Raw genomic sequence first — 21,295 nt, 5'->3', positions numbered from 1 at the left:
AACGATAAAATAAAAATACTCAAAATCATAATACAATTTAAAACTTTGAGTATTTTTAAAATAAAATTATTTAAAATTCGAATTTTAGAGGTCTTAAAAATAAATTAATGAGAGTCCCTGAAACATCTGCATTTTCAAATATAACTCTATATAATGCATTGCATATTGGTAATTCTATATCATATTGTTTTGATAACTCAATCAATGCTTTTATTGTGGATACACCTTCTGCCAATTTATTAAACTTTTTATTTTTTACAAATTCTTCTCCAAACTTTCTGTTATGACTATGCTCTGAAAAAAGTGTTGCTTCATAATCTCCCAAATGGCTTAAACCATATATGGTAATACTATTTCCTCCCATCGCTCCTACTAATCTTGATATTTCTCTAGTACCCCTTGCCATAAGTGCACCTTTTAAACTTGTATATCCTAATCCATCAAGCATTCCTGCTGCTATGCCTATTACATTTTTAGATGCAGCTCCAATCTCATTGCCTATTAAATCCTGACCATAATAAAACCTTATAAGATCACTGCTTAAAATATTAACAAGTCTCTTCGTTATATCTATATTTTCAGAATCAATTACCATGCAATTTGGTATTCCTGACACAAAATCCTGAACATGTCCTGGTCCTACCCAAACAGCAACATTAATGTTATTTCCCATTTCTTCTTTAAAAACTCGAGTAAGTCTACTTCCACTAGAGGCCTCTAATCCTTTCATACATAGTACAAATATCTTATCTTCCTTATTATCAATTAAATTTAACTTTTTAGCAAATCCGCGAAGTTCTTGAGAACTTATAGATATTATTATAACATCAGCAGTTCCAAATGAGTCTTCAAGAGAATTACTTAATAAAATCTCATCAGGTAGTATTAGATATTCATTTTTCCTATGTAACTTCAAAGCATTAAAATTACGTGAATTTTTTCTCCCCCATAGTGTTACGTTATGACCTACACTATTACAATAATATGCCAAAAAACTTCCCCATCGTCCACAGCCTAATACCGATATATTCATATTTTCCTCCTAATTCAATTTTTATTATTTTTTCCATGATATATTATTTATATGTATAATTACTTAAATATTCTATCACGTTATAGATATCTTTCAAAGTTTTTAAATTTATAACATATTATTTTTTTATATTCTACAAATAAGTGTTAAAATAAATTGTGATGATATAATTATGAGGAGATCAATAATGAAAAGAAAACATACACTAACAAAAACACTAATTTCAATATTATTCATATTCGGATTATTTTGTATAAATAAATCCTTGTGTACTACCCAAAATACCTCTATAGTGACTATACAAATACCTAAAAATTCATCTACTGAACAAGTAGCTACTATTCTATATAATAGCACTGTAATAAAAAATAAGGATTACTTTATGCTTACAAAAAAAATATTTTATAGAAACAAAATAATCCAATCAGGAAATTTTTCAATACCTAGACAAGTATCATTTTCAACGCTTACAGATATATTGTCTAGAAACTATAAAAATGGAAACATGATTAAAATAACTATACCGGAAGGTTATACCAGTGAACAAATTGGTGAAACTCTAGAAAGAAACAAATTAGTTAGTAAATCAGATTTTTTAAGTAAGGTAAAAAACTTCAAATCCAATAAATATTGGTTTTTAAATAATATTCCTGATGGAGATCACAAAATAGAGGGCTTTTTATTTCCGGATACCTATTACTTTGATAGAGAAACCGTAAATTCAGATGAAATAATTAATACAATGCTTGAGCAATTCGATGACGAGATTTCTCCATACAAAACTTATATTTTAAATAATAATTATAATATAAGAAATTTGACAACTATTGCATCTTTGGTTGAAAAAGAAGCACGTAAAGATGTAGACAGGCCTAAAATAGCCAGCGTAATATATAATAGATTAAATAAAAATATGCCTCTTCAAATAGATGCTTCAATTCTCTATGTAATAGGGCATAAGGATAAACTTTATAATAAAGATTTAACAATTAAATCACCATATAATACTTATATAAATAAAGGATTGCCGCCATCACCAATATGCAATCCTGGTAAAAAATCAATAATAGCTGCAGTACATCCTGATAAGACAAATTATCTTTATTATGTTTTAAATACAAGTACTAATGAACATGTATTTTCTAGTACTTACAGAGATCACATGAAAAATGTAAAAAAGTATGTAAAATAAATATTTGTATTGCAATTAGCTGCGAATATGTAATCACTTCATATTCGCAGCTAATTGCATCTTGACATATTAAGTTACTAGGCTTATAATATTAAGATAAATGAAAGAAGGTGAAAATTTGAATAAGAAAACTGTGTTAATAACTCCGGATGTTATAGAAGAATGTTTATCTGAATCCCTTGATATTCTTGAAAAAAATACCCAAGCACATAAAAAAATAAAAAGGAACTCTAAATAGGTTTAATTTTCTGATTTTGCAGCAATCTGCTGCAGTGCATTTCATTATGCGCATAACTCATTTTTAAATCATATTGTTTATCCAACCTTTAATATTCCGTATTTAAATTTTTAATATCAATTTTATTTATTATTTTAAAGTTAATTTATGTTTCCATTTTGAAATTATATTTCAATCATAAATTAACTTTAATAATAACTGTATACTTTAAACAAATTTGATATTTAAATTACATTATCCTTTTTATTATTTGCTTGAGCTTTATTATATTTTTTGTTTTTTTTACTATTGTAAAATCTGAGTGCTGTTATTACCACCCCAATTAAGCAGAGAGTTGCTGCACTTATATATACCCATCGCATACCATACATGAATATTGCATCATTACCTTTTATATAATCAGTTACTCTATACCCAATTTTATAACTCATCCTGTTATACAATAATACAGTTGAAAGTGAAGTTCCTAAAACAAATCCTAAATTTCTAATAAGTGCATTTACACTCCCGGCTATACCAAGCTTATCCTTTGCTACAGTAGACATAACCAGTGAATTATTTGGTGACTGAAACATTCCATTTCCCAAAGTCATTATTACTATATATATTATCAACATTATTACAGAGGATTTTTCTGTCAAACTGGATATTAAAAATAGCCCTAAACTTGTAAATGTAAGTCCAATAAGTGTAAGTATTTCTGAACCAATTTTATCCGACATATAACCGCTAAAAGGTGCTACAACAGATAAAACAATTGGAGATACCATCATGAAAAAACCGGTTGCTGCAGGTGAAAATTTTAAAGTATCTTGAAAATAAAACGGAAGTATTATATTAGATGCACTAATTGTAATGAATGAAATGAACGCACATAATATACTAACTGAAAATAAACTATTTTTAAATATACTTAATTGAAGCAGTGGAATGTCAATTTTGTATTCGATCATAATAAATAATACAAAAGTTACAAATGAAATAGCAAAAGCAGAAAGTATTATAGGATTATTATATCCTATAGTTTGACCTTGCCCTAATGCTCCAAATAAAAGTACAGTAGATATTACAAATAGTGAGGCTCCCTTTGTATCAAGCTTTTCTCCATAAACCATATGCGGTTTTGGAAATATCTTTATTGTTAGTATAAATACAATTATTCCTATAGGTACATTTATTAAAAAAATATATCTCCAGCTTACAGCAGAAACTATAATTCCACCGATTGGAGGACCAGCCATTGATCCAAGTGCAACAAATGTACCTAAAACTCCAAGAGCTCTTCCTCTTTCATTTACAGGAAAAACCTGAGTTATTATACCTTGATTAGTGGCCATTGTAGCTGAAGCACCTATTGCTTGAATTATTCTTGCCGTTATAAGTAAGGGTAATGAATTTGTAAGTCCACAAAATAGTGATCCCATTGTAAAAACTACTAATCCATATTTGAATACTCTTGTCTTTCCTATCATGTCACCTAGTCTTCCAAAAATCAAAATACTTGCCGCAACAGTTATTAAAAAACTTGTAACAACCCATTCTATACCTGCCATATCTACATTTAATTTAACCGACATATCAGGTAATGCAACATTTACTATGCTGCTATCCAATGTTGACATAAAAGTTGCAGAAAGTACCGTAAATAAAATTAACCATCTGTTCTTGTATATTTCAATTTGAATCTTACTTTCAGTTTTATTCAATCTTTTCCCATCCTTTCACTAATAGAAAATAGCATAGTATAGTTGATTAGTCAACTATACTGCATTACATTTGAATATTGTTTACTGTACTTTATCAAAATATAATAGTATGATAAATATTGTTAAACTAAAGAGTATCGAGGTAATATTATGGATAAGTTAAATTTTAAAGACTTTGGATTAGGCGATAATATATTAAAATCAATTAAAAGATTGAATTATAAAACACCATCTGAAGTTCAATCAAAAGTCATTCCACTCATTTTAAAAAATAAAGATATAATTGTAAAATCACAGACGGGAAGTGGTAAAACTGCAGCATACGCAATTCCTATCTGTGAAAAGATAGAACTCGAAGAAAACAGTGTTCAAGTCCTTGTACTTGTTCCAACAAGAGAATTGTCGATTCAAGTAAAGGATGATTTTTCAAATATAGGAAGATTTAAAAGACTAAGGTGTGTATCGATATTTGGAAAAGAGCCAGTGAATATTCAGAAAAACAAACTTAAACAAAGAGTTCATATTGTTGCTGGAACACCTGGCAGAACCCTAGACCATATAAAAAGAGGGACTCTAAATCTAAATAATATTATGTACCTTATAATAGATGAAGCTGATGAAATGCTAAATATGGGCTTTATAGACCAGGTAAAATCTATACTTAATAAACTTCCTAAAAATAAAATAACTCTTCTTTTTTCTGCAACTATGCCGGATGAAATACTTGGTTTATGTAATGAATACATGTTAAATCCAATAAACATAGAAATTGAATCTAAAAATCCCACATTAGAAAGGATAAAACAAATTTATTATGAAGTAGAAAATGATAAGAAATTCAATTTACTAAAAAAATTAATATATACTCAAAGGCCAATAAGCTCAATGATATTTTGTTCAACTAAAAAAAATGTAGATGATTTACTTTTAAAAATGAAAGATTCAGGATTTTTATGTGCTTCTTTTCACGGCGGAATGCTCCAACCTGAAAGAATTGACATTTTAAACAGATTTAAAAGAGGAGAATTTACTTTCCTCATATGCACTGATATAGCTGCAAGAGGAATTGACATTGAAAACATAACACATGTAATAAACTATGATATACCAATGGAAAAGGAAAATTATATTCACAGAATTGGCAGAACTGCCCGTATAGGTAAAAGTGGAATTGCCATAACTTTTGTAACACATAATCAGTATAGATTTTTAGATGAAATAGTAGAAAACTTTAATTTAAATATACAAAAATCAGAAATTCCATCTAATGATGAAGTACAAAATGGGAAACAAATATTTGATAATGAACTTGAAAATCCTATAAAACTTAAAACAAGTAAATCAAAAAAAGTAGATAAAGACATCACAAAAATATACATAAGCGCTGGTAAAAAGAAGAAAATTAGACCTGGGGATATTGCAGGAACTATTTCAAGTATAGACGGAGTTGATCCAGATGATATTGGTATAATAGATATAAAGGATAATTTCTCTTATGTTGATATACTCTCTAATAAAGGAAATCTCGTAATTGAAAAGCTCAAATTAAAGACTATAAAAGGTAAAAAAATAAGAGCCGAAATAGCTCAAAAATAAAACAATCATTAAGACAGTGCAATTTATCCTCACTGTCTTAATATATAAAAATCTACACTAACCTCATATTATTATCAAACATAGTATTATCTTTAATTTCGAAATGTTCTTTATTCACTCCATAAAATAGCCTATCTGAATCTGTAATATTTTTAACATCAAAATATCCAAAATCATTATTTTCTATTACAATATGTTTTGTCGAATCCGATCCACAAAATATTATTCCATATATTCTATCATATCCATTACCTGATTTAACAAAACATCCATTAAACTTAGACATTTTTATAGTAATTTCATTTAAATTGTCAGAGTAGATTATGCCACCATATATATCAGAAGAACCTACCTTACCGCAATTCTTGAAGTTTGATTTTAAAATATTGACACTATAACATGATTTGATATCAAATACTCCTTTTGTAAAATCATTAAAGCTGCATCTTATAATATTGACATGTTTACAGTTCTCAAATACAATTGGTCCAATTCCACTAAAACTACAATTTATAAATTCAACATAGTCACATCGTACAAACTTGAAACTTATTTTGCTTAAATCAATTATATAGTTTTCAAAAACAATATTGTCCTGTTTAAATTCAGCACAGTTTTCAATATTTTCATCTGGAAGTTTCAGTTCAGCCATTTCTTTTGCAAAATAATACAACTCTGCATTTGTATCAACAAGCTTTCCAACAAAAAATTGCTTAAAATAACACATAAAATATCCAATCATATCCTGAGCAAGATTTTTATCTAAAATACAGCTATATATTTCACTATTTTGTTCAAGTATGCTAAGTGCAACATTAACCAGAAATTGTACTTCTTTTTTATTAAGTAAAAGTGCTTCACATATCTCTGAAACAAATTCCACTGAATATTTTTCAGGAGTTCCTACTGATGCAATTGTAATTAAAGAATCAACTATAAAATTATACTTTAAATCATTATGCTTAAATTGCTTTACAAATTCACAAGCAAAGGCTTCATCTGCACACAATGCTTTCCTCATACATTCGTCAAATCTATCCCCAAAACCAATGCCTTCTAAAAGCCTTCTTACAAAAAGTATTTGTTCTCCTTTAGGTAATCCACCATATTGTAAAATCACACACAACATTTCCATATATACACTTTTTATATAGTTTTCACTTTCTTCAAGAGGATGTCCTTTTATAGGATATGCAGCTGCTTTGTGATTTTTAAAATATTGTCTTATTTTATTAAATGAATTATTATCTATACCAGTCATAACTTTTTCTCCTCATATCAAAGTTTATTTATGTATTTAACAAAACTAGTGATATTATTATTCGTTTCATTAAATTTTACTTCATCCTTTTTAAGCGTTAAAATATTCCTTATCATATTAGATATGTAAGTTTTATACATAAATCCTCCGGGTACTTCATTCATAATAGGATTCAATCCTTTTAAAGTATCTGAAATAGCAATATTAATATTAGGATCACTCTTAGGAATATGATTTTTCATATACTCTTTTACTATACTCAAAGGATCTATATTAACATCTTTAGTTTCATTAACATCAGGCATGATTATATCAAAATTATCAGCTGCATTCTTTATTCTATTTAAAAACTCATTTTCAATATTTTTTAATTCTCCAGCGATTTCTTTAAAATGATTTATATTATTTTCAGCCTCTTTAGACAATAAAAATATGCTCTCTTTTAAATTCGTATTTTTTTCTAGGCTAAATATTTTATTTAAATCACTGAGTCTCCTACTTTCATTTTTAATTAAAGACTTGTAATAATTAAAACATTTTGAAAACAGAAACTTAAAATTATAATTAAATTTAGAATTATATAATCCATCATTCCATTTTTGAATATATTCCCTTATTTTAACATTATCAAATTCATCTGGCATTTTATTAGAATAAGAAAGGACATTCAAATATTCAATTGAACTCTCGTTAAGTTTATATTTAATTTTATCTATGACTTTGCCTATTTCTTCTCTTGTACAATTATCATCATTATTTAATATAATAAGCTTCGGTATTTCCCTTCTGAGATTTTTAATTATATTTATATCTTTGTTCATAGTTTCAACTAAACTCGATTGCATAAACCATATTATATAATTACTTGAATTTAACTGGGCAACTACAAATTTACTACAACTATCATTAAAATCCGAACTATTATATTGTGCATCTAAAAAAGCTATATTTTTATAAATTTGCATTGGAGTAGAAAAAAATACACTTCTAAAAATATATTGCGATCCCAGATAATTTAATATAGTTTGCTCATCTTCCTTACATAACTTGCTGAAATTTTTTAGATTTTCTAAGTTTATACTTATTCTGGAATGATGTGCATTTAATCCGCATATTTTAGTATCTTCATCATTTATAATATATGTAGATGTTAAGTTTTCAGGATTTGATTTTAACAAAAATTTATGGTTATCCAAAATAGGGTTTAAAAAACTTGATTTTTTACTACTCTGATTTCCTCCAACTGCGACAACCTTTTTGTCCCTAATTTTATTATACATTATAAAATCCTTAAATTTGTTAAACTCATATTTAAATTCAAAATATGAATCATAAAAATTCGAAGGTGTATTTTCAAATAATATATCAGGCAGCACTTCATTTATTATATTTTCAATTTTAATTAAATCTACATTTAAATCTATATCATCTTCATATTCTATAATATTTTCAAACAGCTTAAATCCAGCCTTAAGTTTTTGATATTCAATATTTAATTCATCAAAATCCATTTAGATTTCCTCCTGAATATTACATCATTATCTGTATAATTATACCATAATTCTACAAATTACTCAACAACATAATTCCTTATTAAATATTGATATTATCAGCTTTTAGTATTATCATTATAATGCTGATATATTAAATTTTGAAAGGAGATATATTATATGAAAAAGGTAATATTATTAAGCGGAAGTCCAAATTTAAACGGTAATACAATTAAAGTCCTGAAAGAATGTGCAAAAGTCATAGAAACTAATGGTGTCGAAGCTGAAACTATATCACTGGCTGGAATGAATTTGAAAGATTCTATGAATGTTAATGGTGGATATAACGATGATTTTGATAAAATAATTAATAAGATAAAAGATGCTAAAGGTCTTATTGTCGGAACCCCTGTTTATTGGGGTACTGCAAGGGCTGAAACTATGACAGCACTTCAAAGAATAGCAATGGCAGCTATGAAGGATGGAAACTTCTTATCAAGAAAAGTGGGAGGCCCAATTGCTGTTGCAAGACGTGCCGGTCAAACATCATCAATACAGGAAATGCTAATGTTTTATCTTTACAATGATATGATTATACCGGGCTCTACATACTGGAATGTAGTCTTTGGTGAGAAACCTGGTGAAGCTTTAAATGATGAAGAAGGAATGAGAACAGTAAAAAGATTTTCTGAAAATGTGGCCTACCTTGTAAACAAATTGGATTAACAGAGCTCTATAAGGCAACATCTAAACTAACTATACAGATATATTAGCAGCTACCTAAAATTAGGCAGCTGCCTATTAAAATTAAGCAGATTTAAAATTGTTCTCAATAAATTTAGCAACTCCATCTTTGTTATTAGATTCTATTACTCCAGTTGAAAGATCTTTTAATGGCTGATATGCATTTTCTACTGCATATTTTTCATCTGCCAATTTAAAAAGTGGCAGGTCATTTAGATTATCTCCAAAGCAAATAAGTTTGTCCGCTTTCAAACTATCCTTCAAAAATTTAGCTGCAGAATTCTTGCTTGAATTAATGTTCATAGACTCCAACCAAAAAAAGCCTCTCGCATATATCTCCTCGGTATAGTGAAAACTACCTCTTATCTTCTTTGTAAATAGTTTATAAGTATCATCTAAAATTCCCTTTGCCTCTATAGCAAATATATTTATAATATTATATCCTTTTAAAATCGAGAAATCATCTATCTTTTCCAATCTTTTATCTCCACGCTCTTTCCTCGAATTTATATATACATTTTGTCCATAATTAAATATTCCCCTATAAAATACCTTTTTTTGTCCAATAGAATTTGCAGCAGACACTATAGGAAAAATATTTTTTGAACTATAATAGTTCAAAATAAACTTAACCATATTATCATCTATATAATTCTCAACAACGTTTTTGTTATAAATAGTATCATATATAAAGGCTCCATTATTTAAAATAATGGGTATATTTAAATTTAAAGGTTCAAGTATGCTTTGACACGCTTCATACGATCTAGCCGTCGCAATAGTAAATTTAAGCCCCAACTTTATAAGTCTATTTATTATATTTATTGAATTTTTACTTATTACCTGATCAGAATTTAATAAAGTCCCATCCAGATCCGAAATATACAAATTCAAAATAACCCCTCCAAAATTTTTCATATTTTAAGCAACAAATTTTATTATACTCTTAATTTACGTATAATAACAACAAAATGATGTTCAATAAATCTGAAATACGATTTGAAAGGCAATAATTTAATTATTAATAGATAACATTATTAAGTTTTTCAAATAATTTAAAATTTGTGAAGTCATAGTGTAATGGAGTTAATGTAGCATACCCATTTTTTATGAAATATACATCTGTATCATTATCATTAAGTTCGACAGCCTCTCCCTTTAATATAAATCCATTTTCCCCATCCTTATAATTTTTCTCAATGAAATGTCCTGAAAAGCTTCTGCCACCAATTCTGCACACTTTTAGACCATTTATTTTAATAGGTATATTTAAATTTAATACTATGTTACCTTTTAAAAACTTGTCTTTAACTTTATCTAAAATACTCACAGCATATTTTGCTGCAGCAGCATAATCACTTTCTACACCATGCCTGAATTCCAAAGATACTGCCATTGATGGCACATTATTACTAGCTGCTTCTATAGCAGCAGAAACTGTTCCTGAATAAAGTATATCTGATCCAATATTAGTTCCATTATTTATTCCAGATAAAACAATATCTATTTTCTCATTCGAAAATCTATCTATTGCAAATTTAACACAATCCGCCGGTGTTCCACTAAGACTATACGCTTTAGATTTTAATCCATCAAGGTGTACTTCTTTTACAAATAAAGCTTTTTTTATAGTTATAGAATGACTGCTCGCACTTTTCTCATTATCAGGTGCAACAATAACTAATTCATAGCTTTTCTCAAGTTCTTTAGCTAAAGCGTATATACCACTAGCATTAATTCCATCGTCATTGGTCAACAATATTTTCATAATTTATTCTCCTTCAGCAATAATTTATCTTTTCCTATATACTATAGCATTTACCTCTCCTCCTATTATTATAATATTTGAAAGAATAAATAGCCAGGTAAGAAGTGCTATAACCGCACCTATACTTCCATATATAAATGAATAATTAGAAAAGTTATTTACATAAAATGCAAAACAAATAGATACAATTATGAGACTAACCGTTGCTGTAAAAGCTCCAGCTATAACCTCATTCCAATTAAGTTTAATACTGGGCATATATTTATATAATATTGCAAATATAAAACTTATAGATATAATCATAACTACATATCTTATTATATTCCATATTATATTAAACTCACCTGGAAGCTGAAATGTATACGTTAAATACCTGCCAATTATCTGCCCGCAGATAAGCAGCATACTGGTTATGAGTATAATCATTATAAATCCTAATGTACATAAAATTGATATAATATAAAGCTTAAATTTACTTCTTTTTTCTCTAAGTCCATATGCCATATTCAGTCCTCTTATAACAGCTTGAAATCCACTACAAGTAGTCCATATTGTAAATATCAGGCTTGGAAATAATACTCTCCTATTTTTATTATCAACTATATATATCACTGTATTATTTATAAGTTTTAGTATATCTGAAGGGAATACAAAGTTCAATGCCTTAAGTATACTATCACTTTGAATTGGCATATATCCCATAAGCCCTAGTATAAATATCAAAAATGGGAAAAATGCAAAAACAAGACTAAATGCAAGCTGTGAGGACAATGCGAGTACATCATCTTTTATAAATCTTATAACTATACATTTTAAATAGTATAATGAATTCTTTCGCATAATATTTTCACCTTCATATTCACTATACTATTTATATTATTCTAATTAGTGTACTAGAATTGTAAAAAATAAAAAACATATATAACTTTTGGACTACCAATTTATTTCCAAGCCAACTCCAACTTCCTTTACTGGCAAAACTTTATGTATTTCGGCTTTAACTTCAAATGAAGTGCAGTGACATGGATACAATTCCTTTATATTATTCTGTCTCAAGTAATCAATAGTTCTTTTAACGCTCTCATTTATTTCGAATAGATGAAAACCTCCTATTATTCCAAGCACTCTATTATCGGAACAAACTTTTTTTGCATACTCAACTATATTACATATACCGCTGTGAGAACATCCCGTAATAATATAAATTCCTCTTTGGGTTTTGTATGCAAGAGCTGTATCATCCATTACATAGTCATCAACAAAAGTTCCACAGACAGCATGCCTTCCAATAGGAATTTTATTTTCAAAATCATTTGTCCTTGGTATTTCTCCTAAGAATATTATATTTTCACTCACTTCTTTAGGAGTTTTTGAAAGAATCAAATTGCATCTTTTCTTTAATTCCTGTTCTAATATAGGAGAAGAAATCTTCAAATCTCCTTCTATTTTTTCTTTGAATGCATCTAAATGAGCAATTATAGAAACATTATTTTTATAGTCATGACTAAAGTAATATTTGAGTCCTCCCGTATGATCATTATGTCCATGTGAAATAATTATTTTATTTATGTTACTTAGATCTACTCCCAAAGCAGATGAGTTTTTCAAGAAAATATCAGAGTAACCCACATCAAATAAAATTCTAGTTCCTTCATCTTCAATATAATATGATACACCAGGTTCTCCATAATAGTACTGATCTATATACGTATTGTTATCCACCAAAACCTTAAGTTTCATTTTTACTGTTGCCCCACTTTTTCAATAATTTTTGATCAAGATACTGGATTTTTTCGCTTCATACTTCTAATAATCAATTTTGCACTTTTGTCAACTCTAAAGGATTCTGTTATTTTTTGCAGTGACTTGTTATATGTAAAATCATCTAAAGAGTTATTTCTTAAATACACCATAGTTTTGTCTGGAAATCTTATATAACAAATTGAAATTGCCCAAGCAACTGCCATTTTTACATAATAGCCGTCATGCTTTACTTTGTCCAATACTTCAAGTACACGATCTATATAATCTTCATCTACATAAAAATCAAGTAATACCACAACACCAAATCGAATATAGAATTCATGACTTGATTTTAAATATGGCTGCACAAAATCCCATACCAATTCTCTATTTGACTTTATAAATTTGAGTCCGGTGCAGAAACTGTCACAAATCCCCCAACCATCAATCTTTGGAATGAACTTTTCAATAAGTTTAAGCCTCTCTTTAACATCAATTTTTATATATCCTATAACCATCCCCTGAAGCATTACTTCTTCGTAATATTCATCTCCTGTCGCCTCTAAATATTCCTTCCAATTTCCCTTTGCTATTTCTTTTGCAAGCTTTCTTAAGTCTGGAATCCTAACTCCAATTATACTAGAATTAGTCGGCGAAAGTTTGGTGTGAAATTCTTTATATTTTTCATCCGCTAATTCAAAAATTCTTTTTTTTACTTTGTTTGTTGTGTTATCTTTCAATTTGATCCTCCTTGTTTTGTGATTTTAGAATGTTTTAGAGCCTTAAATAATATACTATCTATTTATAATTATTAAACAAATCTTCCATATCCAACTGAAGTTTTTGATCCCAATCCATGTTCCTCAAGCATTGATTCAATCAAATTCAAAACAAAGTTTTTTAAATAATCATATTTATTATAATCTAAATTCATTTTATTTTTATTTATTGCAATCATAAAATTAAAATAGGTATTTTTTATTGTATAAAATGATATTGGATTAGGATAAAACTCATCTACAGGACTTCCAACATTCTTATAGTATTTCCCATAATGTGGTGTCGTAACATCCTTCTCTATAATCACTTCATTTAATGGAAAATCATCAAAAAAAATTACTGATCCTTTTTCATTATCTTCTCCATGAATATCATCCCCAAATATGTATTTATACATATTTCTATAAGTAATTTCTAATTTATCTAAATTATAATTTTCTTCATCAATAAATTTTTTTGTTTTAATATTATAATATAATTCTAAAAAATAACTTCTTGCTGACCCTTTTAAAGCTTGCCCTGGTATATATGGTATTCCATATGTATGATGTAAAGTAATTGCTGTTTCTGTTACACTTGGGTTACCTAATCCAACAACAAGTTTATAAGAAGTTTTTTTCTCTATTTTATCAAAAAATTCTAAACTTAACTCTTCACAATAATTTTTAATAGATTCTTTATAATTCTCAATATATTCTGTTTTTTGTTTTATCATAAATAATTCTTCTACTTTATTTGATCTTATTTTTGTATCATTTTTTAATTTTCCTATAAATATTCTAGATTTTTCATCTTCTATAACGAATTTTTTCAAAAAATATGTTAAGTTATCCTTCCCTAAATTTAAATTCTTAAAATCATCAAAACTTAATTTGCTTAATAATTTGTTATTATTATTTTTGTCTATTTTTTTATTATCTCTTTTAAACTTTTTATTCATTCTTTTCATCCTTATCCTTAAAGTATTCCTTCTGAAAATCTAATGAGCCATTCCAGAATTGATAATACATTTAATGTAATTCTTCTATATTCTCCACTTCCACATTCATTACTAGCAAGATATTTAATTATTTCTTTTAAATCATTTGATCTTGGTTTTATACAATATTCATTAAATTTCTCATCATTCAAATATCCATTCAAAATTTCACATATTTTACAATAACTTTTTCCTTCTTCACTTTCTTTATTTTTATTAGATTTTTTTAATATAAAAGATAATGTAGCAATAAGTCCATTATTATATATATACATTGGTATTTGCTTAATATAACTTTTAAATTTTTTATTATTTTCTTTATAAATTTCTTCTATTTTAATAAATGCAAATTCTGCTTTTTTCCTTCCTAAATCTTTAAATTCACAAGTCAATTCCTTCACCACCTTTATTCTATAATTTTCATTTTTACTATTCCTTTGCCTATCGTAGTATTTCCACCTATCTGAGTTATTTTGGGTAGATTATTTTTATAATTATCATACAAATTTTCCTTATCTACTATGCTATTTTGTAACATTAATGTATACAAAATTGCTTCTGAAGGTAAATATTCTTCTACAAACAAAGCTCTCTCCGTCACTGTTCCAGTACTTTCATCTATTCTATTTCTTGTAATAATTTCCTTACACAAAGTAATTATCTCAACAAAATCATTATCTGATATGACAACTATATATTTGTCATTTTTTAAATCAAATTTTTTTAAATCAAATTTATTACTAATTTCTTTATTTTTTTCAATTTCAAAAGAATATTCATCTAATATTATTTTCTTATTTTCTTTTTTGTCTTCTTGATCGTTTATTTCTTTTAGTATCACACATTTACCATCTGTTATCTTTTCATATTTACTATTTTCATCTTCGACATTTTTATCACATTCTTCGGGAATTAAACTTATATCTTCAAAATATCTATTTAATAAATAAGGGCAAGTAACATAGGCAAATATCCCCTTTAAAGTTGGTATTGGATAAAACAACAATCTAGCATCTGTAAAACCAATTATTCCAGCATTTTTATCATCATCTTCTCCACCAAAAAGCTTGTACGTATTTTTTCCATTCTTGATTCTGTGCTGCTCCTTCATACATCCTTTTATTGTTGAGCCTTCTATTTTAGGTATCCCTGTATGCTTTTCCTTTTGAATAGGCATATCTATAAGCCCTAAATTTCTTCCTATTCCCGCATGTATAGGTGTTATTGCTCTTATTGCTATTGGAGTTACATTATTAAACATTTTATTCATCCTTTCTTAACCATTAAGTAAATTTTTTAGTTTTTCTTCAATTTCATATACTGTCCATATATCTAAATTTGCTTTCTCTGCTGCATATCCCGAACTTCTTATATATTGATACACATCTTCGTTATTTTTTTTCTCTTTATCAGATAAATGTTCCACTTCTGATTGGAACTTTTTAACGTCTCCTCTATTATTTATAGGACATATTAATATAGGTGTACCATAAATTCCAGCTACTGCATAAGTAGAATAATTATGACTCTTAGCATTATCTCCAGTCATTCCTCCAGATTTACATTCCATCATTATAATTTTCCCTTTTTTAGTTAAAATCAATATATCAAATTCATCAATAATTTTTTTATCTAAGTCTGTTCTATCACCTTTTATTTTCACACTTATGTCAATATCAGCTATTTTAGACATCAGGTTTTTATCTTCTTTTAGTATTTGTATTACTTTATAAAGAGTCATTCTCTCAAGAATATATCCAAATACTTTTCCTTTATCGTGGTTCTCTATGCTATTTTTCAATACATTAAAATCATTAAAACAATCTTCACTGTCTATTATTTCATCTGATTTTAAATGTTTCTCTATATCTTCTATAATTTTATCTAAAACAGTTCTATTAATTTTCTTAGTCTGAATAGTTTTTTTATTATCTTTAACTTGAACATCAATTTCATCGTTTTGAAATCTATTTGAATTTATAAGAAGCTGTCTCAATTTTTCATTATTATTATCAATATAATCTTTGTAAAATTTTGCATACCAGTTATATTCACCATTTATATTTTTATCAACATCTTCTTCTATCAAAAATTTATAATACTTTGAAGGTTCCATTAATGATCTTCCTGAAATTTCAAATCCCATAATTTTCAAAGCTATAGAAATTGTCATAGGATAAGGTCTGTTATTTATAAATATGTTTTTCTCTTGAAATTTTTGTTTTTTTGAATAATAGTACATTTTTTCACAATCGCCTTCATAATATACTATTACATCTTGCGGTCTATTATTGTACACATATTCAGTTATTGCCATTACAAAATATCTTTGTCCACCTGTTATGTTCCATAAAATTGACTCTTTAGAATATTTATCATCAATGCTATCAAATTTTTCTTCTAATTTTTGTATAATGCTTTTATGATCGGATATTTCATTTCTTCCATAAGAAATAGAGTTATCTAAAATACTTCCAACCCCTGACAATTTTAAAATATTTTCTAAATTCTCATCCCATCTCTTATAATCAAACTTGTCATTTTCTTCTTTTATTGTTATATTATAAATATTCTTAATTCCATGTTCTTGTATAACAATATAATTTACCATCTGATTTAATGTTGAGCAAATGACTATTGAATCAAATTTTTTTTTCATTAACCTTCACCAACCTCCTGCATCTGTAATTCAGATATTGAAATTACTTCAAACCAACTAAATCCATTTAACCTGATTTTTGTTTCTTCTTTCAATATATTTTCCTCTTCAATAATTTTCCTTATTTCACCTAAACACTTACCTTTTAAATCTGATCCTCTTAATATATATATCGATCCTTCTGGTACAGCTTTATTCATTGGTTTTGGGATTTTTAACTTCATATCGAATCCACCAATATCATAACCTTTCCCAATAGCTGCTGCTACTACTTCTATATTTTTAAATTCTGGTTTCCAATTGCCACTTTTAAATTCACATGGAGTTGTAAGAAGTATTTTCACATATTCATTTTCATTAATTTTATTATAAATATTGCTATAATCTCTTAGTAGTTTTTCTATATCATAGCACCAAAATTTACAAGCTTTATTTTCTCCACCTAATTTCAAATATCCCTTTTCAAGTTGATTTGTTTCTCCATCCCACCAGCTATCATCCATAGCATATTCAACTAAATAGCTCCAGCTTTCTTCATCATCTTCCTTAAATTCCGTAAGATCAATTCTATACAAATGACCTTCCTTAGTTGTGTGATTTTCATTCAGTTGAATACCAACCTTATAAGAATCAGATACAATATCTGATGGTTTAATAACGACTATGCTCTCTTGAGTATAACAATATGAATTATAAAAATTTCTATATTTTATAAACATTCCATCTACTCTTTCACTATCCCCACTTATTTCATTAAAAAATAAATGTGATACGCCTTCAACCGAACATATTATATTAGTATCAATTCTTTTTATATTTAAAAAATGACATTTCCCATATTCATCTAAAAATAAATCTAGTGGAGCTGACATATAAACTTCTCTATCCTTATCATTATATAAATATATTCTACCTATTTTTAAATAATTTCGTGGATCTGATAAATAATCATCTTCATCAATATACTTTTTCCTTTTATTTCGATTTTTTGCTAGCATAAGTGAGGCAATTGCTCCTTGAAAAACAGAGGGATATGGAATAAGTCTTGTGCTTAACCATGTACTTTCCTCTTTAATAAATTGCTTACCAGTTCCTAAAAACAAATTATCACAAGGTTTTATTTTCATAATTTTCTTTGAGCTCATATTAATTCACCTACATATCTAATTTTAATTTTCTAATTATATGAAACAAATTAAAATAATTTTCAAGATCAACAGCATTTTTCTTTCTTCCATTAATTTTTAGAAAGTTAATTAATTTACTATTTATACTTTCCACCTTTTTATCTATCTCTTTGCTTTGATCATCAGTAAAATTTTTAACCATAATACTTCTTTTCATTAATCTTTTTTGTTCTATCTCAAATATATTTAGAAGTAAATCTCTCTTATACGATTTATCAATGTTATAATCAAGATTTAAAAATTCTTTTTCTAACTCTTCATAAAAGTAACTAGAGTTATCCTTGTCAAAATATTTAAACAAATCCACGTATAATACTTCAAAAGTTTTTTCTCTTCCAATAGTATTTTTAAAATATACATTCTGATTATCATATCCCTCTGTCATTATAGATATAACAGTACTAGCTTTTTCTATATCAAGATCATTTATCTTTTCCTTAAATCTATTTTTAGTATTTTCTATTTCTTCTTTGGAAATTCTAATAACTTCTCCCAGAGGAGCCTTGTAATGTACTATGAATATTCCTTGTGAATATGTAATATCCTTATATTTATCATTTATTTTTTCTTTAAAACATTTATATACATAATTCTGAAAGTTATATATTGTATCAACCGGTATTAATGCTAAAAGATCATCTCCTCCAGAGTATATCAAATTACCTTTTGAATATTCATTGAAATATTCACTGATTTTATTAAAAAAGTTATCTATTTTTTCTGATAAGCTTTTTTGATAGTCATATAATTCTTCTTCAAATTTATAATATTTACCACTCATCCACTTACCTAAATTATCAATATCCATTCTATATAAACAATAATATTTAGGTAGATTTTTATCATATAAATTATTAAATTTTTCTTCAAGCTGTATTTTTAATTTTTCTTTCTTTTCTTCTTCAAAAATTTTAAGAAGATCATCCCAATTTTCTTTATACATACTTTCATAAATATCAAAATGATTTTTATTCTCTTGGATTATTTTATCTATAAAATTATAATAATTATAATATCCTATATCCTTTTCTAAATTCTTTTTTATATAACTGCTAAGACAAATATATGCAATTGATTTAATACCTTTTTTATCACTAAATTTACTTACTCTCTTTAATAAACAAACTCCACACAACATTTCATTTTCTTTTAATCCCTCATAGTTTAAACAATCCAATTCCACCTTTTGTTTTATTCTTCTAATATCTTCACAGCAAACTTTTATTCTTTTATTTCGTAATTCATTTACTAATTTGCATAGACTTTTTTCACTAAAACTTTTTTCATTTAGTTCATATCTATATATACGCTGTATATTAGGTTTTTTGATTATCTCATCTTTATTTGTTGCTATCGCATTCCTCACACCACAAATAGAGCACTTCATCCCTTCTTCAGATATATTATTAAATTTTCTTACATTTTTTACTGCTTCTAAATATTTATATAATCCCTCATATACAGCTTTATATTGTTTTGAGTTATTCAAACTAAAGTCTTCATTTAATTCTTTCTCCACCCAATATATATTAAGAGAAGAATTTAATTGAATACATATTTGTTCTCTAAATTCATTAATTCCTCTTATACTCTTCTCTCTCATAAGCTTGTCTATATAAAAATCTCTTATATGCTTTTCAATATCTTTAGCTAAAGATCCTTCAGATTCATATTTTGCAATAAAATAATTTGGTAAATTATTTGAATTTATTGATTCTTGGGTTTTATTATCATATTCCTTTATTTTAGGCAATAAAATTTTTCCCTTTTTATCAAGCAAAAACTCAATTCCTTCCTCTATTAAACTTGAAAATATTTTACTGCTATTAAATAAATCCTTTAATTTTTTTGAATTAATTATAAAATCTTGAACTGAGCCAATAGAAAACAATATTATTCTTTTGCTCAAAGTATCATCTCCTTAAACTTATTATAGTACTTACTATCATCATAATTTTGACCTGATATTTTAGAGGTATTATGTAACTTAACAATTATAGGAATAATCCTATCTCTATCATCACCGTAACACGTTACATAAACTGGGCAGGCAAGTCTACCATCTGATACTTTATAATTAATTTTATCTTTTTTACATTCGTCTATAGCCCTTTTTATTTTATTTACATAAAAATCATTTTCTGATATAACTCTACTAGATATCATTACTTGCTCTATATAAGGATATTCTAAATTACAATCAACTTTTTTTCTTGAAATAATTAACGATCCATTATTTGAAAAATTGTAATAATTATCAATCCCTATATTTTTCATAAATCTTATTATATTATTATAAATATTTATTGATGTTATCTTATGATCACAATCATATTTATCGCTTATATAAAAAGCTCCACAGCCTCTCCTACTCCTTTTCCCAATTCCGCCGAGTATAAAGGACAGTTTTAAAAGACTATCATAGAAGGATATACTTTTGTCAGTAAAATCTTTTTCTGGAATTTTGCGTTTATAAAGTGACATTTCAAAACTTATTTCTTTACCTGGTGAAATACATTTAATCGACCTACCTATATTATTTTTATAATCCCATCCAACAATATGTTTACCATAGCATCCATTAGATTCTTTATCTTCATTTAATAATCTAAAGACAATTGGGGATTTAATACTATCTCCATCACCAAAAATTTTTCTTTCATCCTTCCATAACTTTTGAGCATCATCATAATAATTAAGTGCTCTCCACCAAAATCTCATAGATGCTTTAACTTCTGTCAGTCTAAATTCTATATTTTTTTTATCGCTTCCACTTGAACAAAGATCAGTAATACTTTTTAGAAAATACTTTCTATTAAGACACTTTCTATTAAGACACATGAAGTCACCTCTTAATTTCTAAATATTTTACCATTTCACATTAAATATATAATTCTACAAATATATCCAAATTCCTTC

The 21,295-nt window shown here is 26.8% G+C and carries 19 protein-coding genes; 3 read left to right on the top strand and 16 right to left on the bottom strand.

Annotated elements, in window-relative coordinates:
* Window positions 1-70 precede the first annotated feature (70 nt).
* Window positions 71-1,033 (bottom strand): NAD(P)H-dependent glycerol-3-phosphate dehydrogenase, encoded by a 963-nt coding sequence (locus D4Z93_RS06890; RefSeq protein WP_119971721.1) that lies wholly within the window; start codon window positions 1,031-1,033, stop codon window positions 71-73.
* A gap of 187 nt (window positions 1,034-1,220) precedes the next feature.
* Between D4Z93_RS06890 and mltG the strand changes: the two genes are divergently transcribed.
* A complete protein-coding gene (mltG, locus tag D4Z93_RS06885; RefSeq protein WP_119971719.1) occupies window positions 1,221-2,225 on the top strand; it encodes an endolytic transglycosylase MltG in 1,005 nt (334 codons plus the stop codon).
* A gap of 462 nt (window positions 2,226-2,687) precedes the next feature.
* Here the strand turns inward: mltG and D4Z93_RS06880 are convergent, their stop codons facing one another.
* Entirely contained in the window at window positions 2,688-4,169 is a 1,482-nt protein-coding gene (locus D4Z93_RS06880) for an MFS transporter (RefSeq protein ID WP_119971717.1), read from the bottom strand.
* Window positions 4,170-4,319: 150 nt separating this feature from the next.
* Here D4Z93_RS06880 and D4Z93_RS06875 point away from each other — a divergent pair, with 150 nt between their 5' ends.
* The gene (locus D4Z93_RS06875) at window positions 4,320-5,765 is read left to right on the top strand and encodes a DEAD/DEAH box helicase (protein ID WP_119971714.1); all 1,446 of its coding nucleotides are present in this window, start codon (window positions 4,320-4,322) and stop codon (window positions 5,763-5,765) included.
* Window positions 5,766-5,817: 52 nt separating this feature from the next.
* On the opposite strand, the gene D4Z93_RS06870 is transcribed toward D4Z93_RS06875, so the two are convergent.
* Window positions 5,818-7,026 carry a hypothetical protein gene (locus tag D4Z93_RS06870; protein ID WP_119971712.1) on the bottom strand — a complete coding sequence of 403 codons (1,209 nt, stop codon included), beginning with the start codon at window positions 7,024-7,026 and terminating at the stop codon, window positions 5,818-5,820.
* Window positions 7,027-7,043: 17 nt separating this feature from the next.
* Window positions 7,044-8,537: a hypothetical protein gene (locus D4Z93_RS06865; RefSeq protein ID WP_119971709.1), complete on the bottom strand. Its 1,494-nt coding sequence runs from the start codon at window positions 8,535-8,537 to the stop codon at window positions 7,044-7,046.
* A 159-nt stretch (window positions 8,538-8,696) separates the two neighbouring features.
* Here D4Z93_RS06865 and D4Z93_RS06860 point away from each other — a divergent pair, with 159 nt between their 5' ends.
* Window positions 8,697-9,242 carry a flavodoxin family protein gene (locus D4Z93_RS06860; protein WP_119971707.1) on the top strand — a complete coding sequence of 182 codons (546 nt, stop codon included), beginning with the start codon at window positions 8,697-8,699 and terminating at the stop codon, window positions 9,240-9,242.
* 81 nt (window positions 9,243-9,323) lie between these two features.
* On the opposite strand, the gene D4Z93_RS06855 is transcribed toward D4Z93_RS06860, so the two are convergent.
* The 12 genes from D4Z93_RS06855 to cmr1 form a co-directional block, all read right to left on the bottom strand.
* Window positions 9,324-10,154 carry an HAD family hydrolase gene (locus tag D4Z93_RS06855; protein WP_199798381.1) on the bottom strand — a complete coding sequence of 277 codons (831 nt, stop codon included), beginning with the start codon at window positions 10,152-10,154 and terminating at the stop codon, window positions 9,324-9,326.
* A 127-nt stretch (window positions 10,155-10,281) separates the two neighbouring features.
* The gene (gene surE / locus D4Z93_RS06850; protein ID WP_119971701.1) at window positions 10,282-11,028 is read right to left on the bottom strand and encodes a 5'/3'-nucleotidase SurE; all 747 of its coding nucleotides are present in this window, start codon (window positions 11,026-11,028) and stop codon (window positions 10,282-10,284) included.
* Between the two features lie 24 nt (window positions 11,029-11,052).
* Entirely contained in the window at window positions 11,053-11,868 is an 816-nt protein-coding gene (locus tag D4Z93_RS06845) for a YihY/virulence factor BrkB family protein (protein WP_119971700.1), read from the bottom strand.
* 93 nt (window positions 11,869-11,961) lie between these two features.
* Window positions 11,962-12,768 carry an MBL fold metallo-hydrolase gene (locus D4Z93_RS06840; protein ID WP_119971697.1) on the bottom strand — a complete coding sequence of 269 codons (807 nt, stop codon included), beginning with the start codon at window positions 12,766-12,768 and terminating at the stop codon, window positions 11,962-11,964.
* Window positions 12,769-12,803: 35 nt separating this feature from the next.
* Window positions 12,804-13,511 carry a DNA alkylation repair protein gene (locus D4Z93_RS06835; RefSeq protein WP_119971695.1) on the bottom strand — a complete coding sequence of 236 codons (708 nt, stop codon included), beginning with the start codon at window positions 13,509-13,511 and terminating at the stop codon, window positions 12,804-12,806.
* Between the two features lie 71 nt (window positions 13,512-13,582).
* Window positions 13,583-14,491 (bottom strand): type III-B CRISPR module RAMP protein Cmr6, encoded by a 909-nt coding sequence (gene cmr6 / locus D4Z93_RS06830; RefSeq protein WP_162920267.1) that lies wholly within the window; start codon window positions 14,489-14,491, stop codon window positions 13,583-13,585.
* 17 nt (window positions 14,492-14,508) lie between these two features.
* Complete coding sequence (gene cmr5 / locus D4Z93_RS06825; protein ID WP_119971689.1) at window positions 14,509-14,922, bottom strand: type III-B CRISPR module-associated protein Cmr5; 414 nt, start codon at window positions 14,920-14,922, stop codon at window positions 14,509-14,511.
* Between the two features lie 14 nt (window positions 14,923-14,936).
* Window positions 14,937-15,791: a type III-B CRISPR module RAMP protein Cmr4 gene (gene cmr4 / locus D4Z93_RS06820; protein ID WP_119971686.1), complete on the bottom strand. Its 855-nt coding sequence runs from the start codon at window positions 15,789-15,791 to the stop codon at window positions 14,937-14,939.
* Between the two features lie 15 nt (window positions 15,792-15,806).
* On the bottom strand, window positions 15,807-17,189 hold the full coding sequence (locus tag D4Z93_RS06815; RefSeq protein ID WP_119971683.1) for a DNA-binding protein: 1,383 nt from the start codon (window positions 17,187-17,189) through the stop codon (window positions 15,807-15,809).
* Window positions 17,189-18,334, bottom strand: a complete 1,146-nt coding sequence (locus tag D4Z93_RS06810) for a type III-B CRISPR module-associated Cmr3 family protein (protein WP_119971680.1) — start codon at window positions 18,332-18,334, stop codon at window positions 17,189-17,191. The genes D4Z93_RS06815 and D4Z93_RS06810 overlap by 1 nt, the downstream gene beginning before the upstream one ends.
* 10 nt (window positions 18,335-18,344) lie before the next feature.
* Complete coding sequence (gene cas10 / locus D4Z93_RS06805) at window positions 18,345-20,285, bottom strand: type III-B CRISPR-associated protein Cas10/Cmr2 (RefSeq protein ID WP_119971677.1); 1,941 nt, start codon at window positions 20,283-20,285, stop codon at window positions 18,345-18,347.
* Window positions 20,282-21,217: a type III-B CRISPR module RAMP protein Cmr1 gene (gene cmr1, locus D4Z93_RS06800; RefSeq protein ID WP_119971675.1), complete on the bottom strand. Its 936-nt coding sequence runs from the start codon at window positions 21,215-21,217 to the stop codon at window positions 20,282-20,284. The genes cas10 and cmr1 overlap by 4 nt, the downstream gene beginning before the upstream one ends.
* Window positions 21,218-21,295: the final 78 nt, after the last annotated feature.

The organism is Clostridium fermenticellae (genome assembly GCF_003600355.1).
Taxonomy (GTDB): Bacteria; Bacillota; Clostridia; order Clostridiales; family Clostridiaceae; genus Clostridium_AV; species Clostridium_AV fermenticellae.
Note: the sequence above shows the minus strand (reverse complement) of the source record. Positions and strands in the feature narration are given on the sequence as shown.

Coding starts and splice junctions, on each gene's coding strand:
- D4Z93_RS06890 (WP_119971721.1), bottom strand. CDS start 1,033: ATGAATATATCGGTATTAGGCTGTGGACGATGGGGAAGTTTTTTGGCA.
- mltG (WP_119971719.1), top strand. CDS start 1,221: ATGAAAAGAAAACATACACTAACAAAAACACTAATTTCAATATTATTC.
- D4Z93_RS06875 (WP_119971714.1), top strand. CDS start 4,320: ATGGATAAGTTAAATTTTAAAGACTTTGGATTAGGCGATAATATATTA.
- D4Z93_RS06870 (WP_119971712.1), bottom strand. CDS start 7,026: ATGACTGGTATAGATAATAATTCATTTAATAAAATAAGACAATATTTT.
- D4Z93_RS06865 (WP_119971709.1), bottom strand. CDS start 8,537: ATGGATTTTGATGAATTAAATATTGAATATCAAAAACTTAAGGCTGGA.
- D4Z93_RS06860 (WP_119971707.1), top strand. CDS start 8,697: ATGAAAAAGGTAATATTATTAAGCGGAAGTCCAAATTTAAACGGTAAT.
- surE (WP_119971701.1), bottom strand. CDS start 11,028: ATGAAAATATTGTTGACCAATGACGATGGAATTAATGCTAGTGGTATA.
- D4Z93_RS06845 (WP_119971700.1), bottom strand. CDS start 11,868: ATGCGAAAGAATTCATTATACTATTTAAAATGTATAGTTATAAGATTT.
- D4Z93_RS06840 (WP_119971697.1), bottom strand. CDS start 12,768: ATGAAACTTAAGGTTTTGGTGGATAACAATACGTATATAGATCAGTAC.
- cmr6 (WP_162920267.1), bottom strand. CDS start 14,491: ATGAATAAAAAGTTTAAAAGAGATAATAAAAAAATAGACAAAAATAAT.
- cmr4 (WP_119971686.1), bottom strand. CDS start 15,791: ATGTTTAATAATGTAACTCCAATAGCAATAAGAGCAATAACACCTATA.
- D4Z93_RS06815 (WP_119971683.1), bottom strand. CDS start 17,189: ATGAAAAAAAAATTTGATTCAATAGTCATTTGCTCAACATTAAATCAG.
- D4Z93_RS06810 (WP_119971680.1), bottom strand. CDS start 18,334: ATGAGCTCAAAGAAAATTATGAAAATAAAACCTTGTGATAATTTGTTT.
- cmr1 (WP_119971675.1), bottom strand. CDS start 21,217: ATGTGTCTTAATAGAAAGTGTCTTAATAGAAAGTATTTTCTAAAAAGT.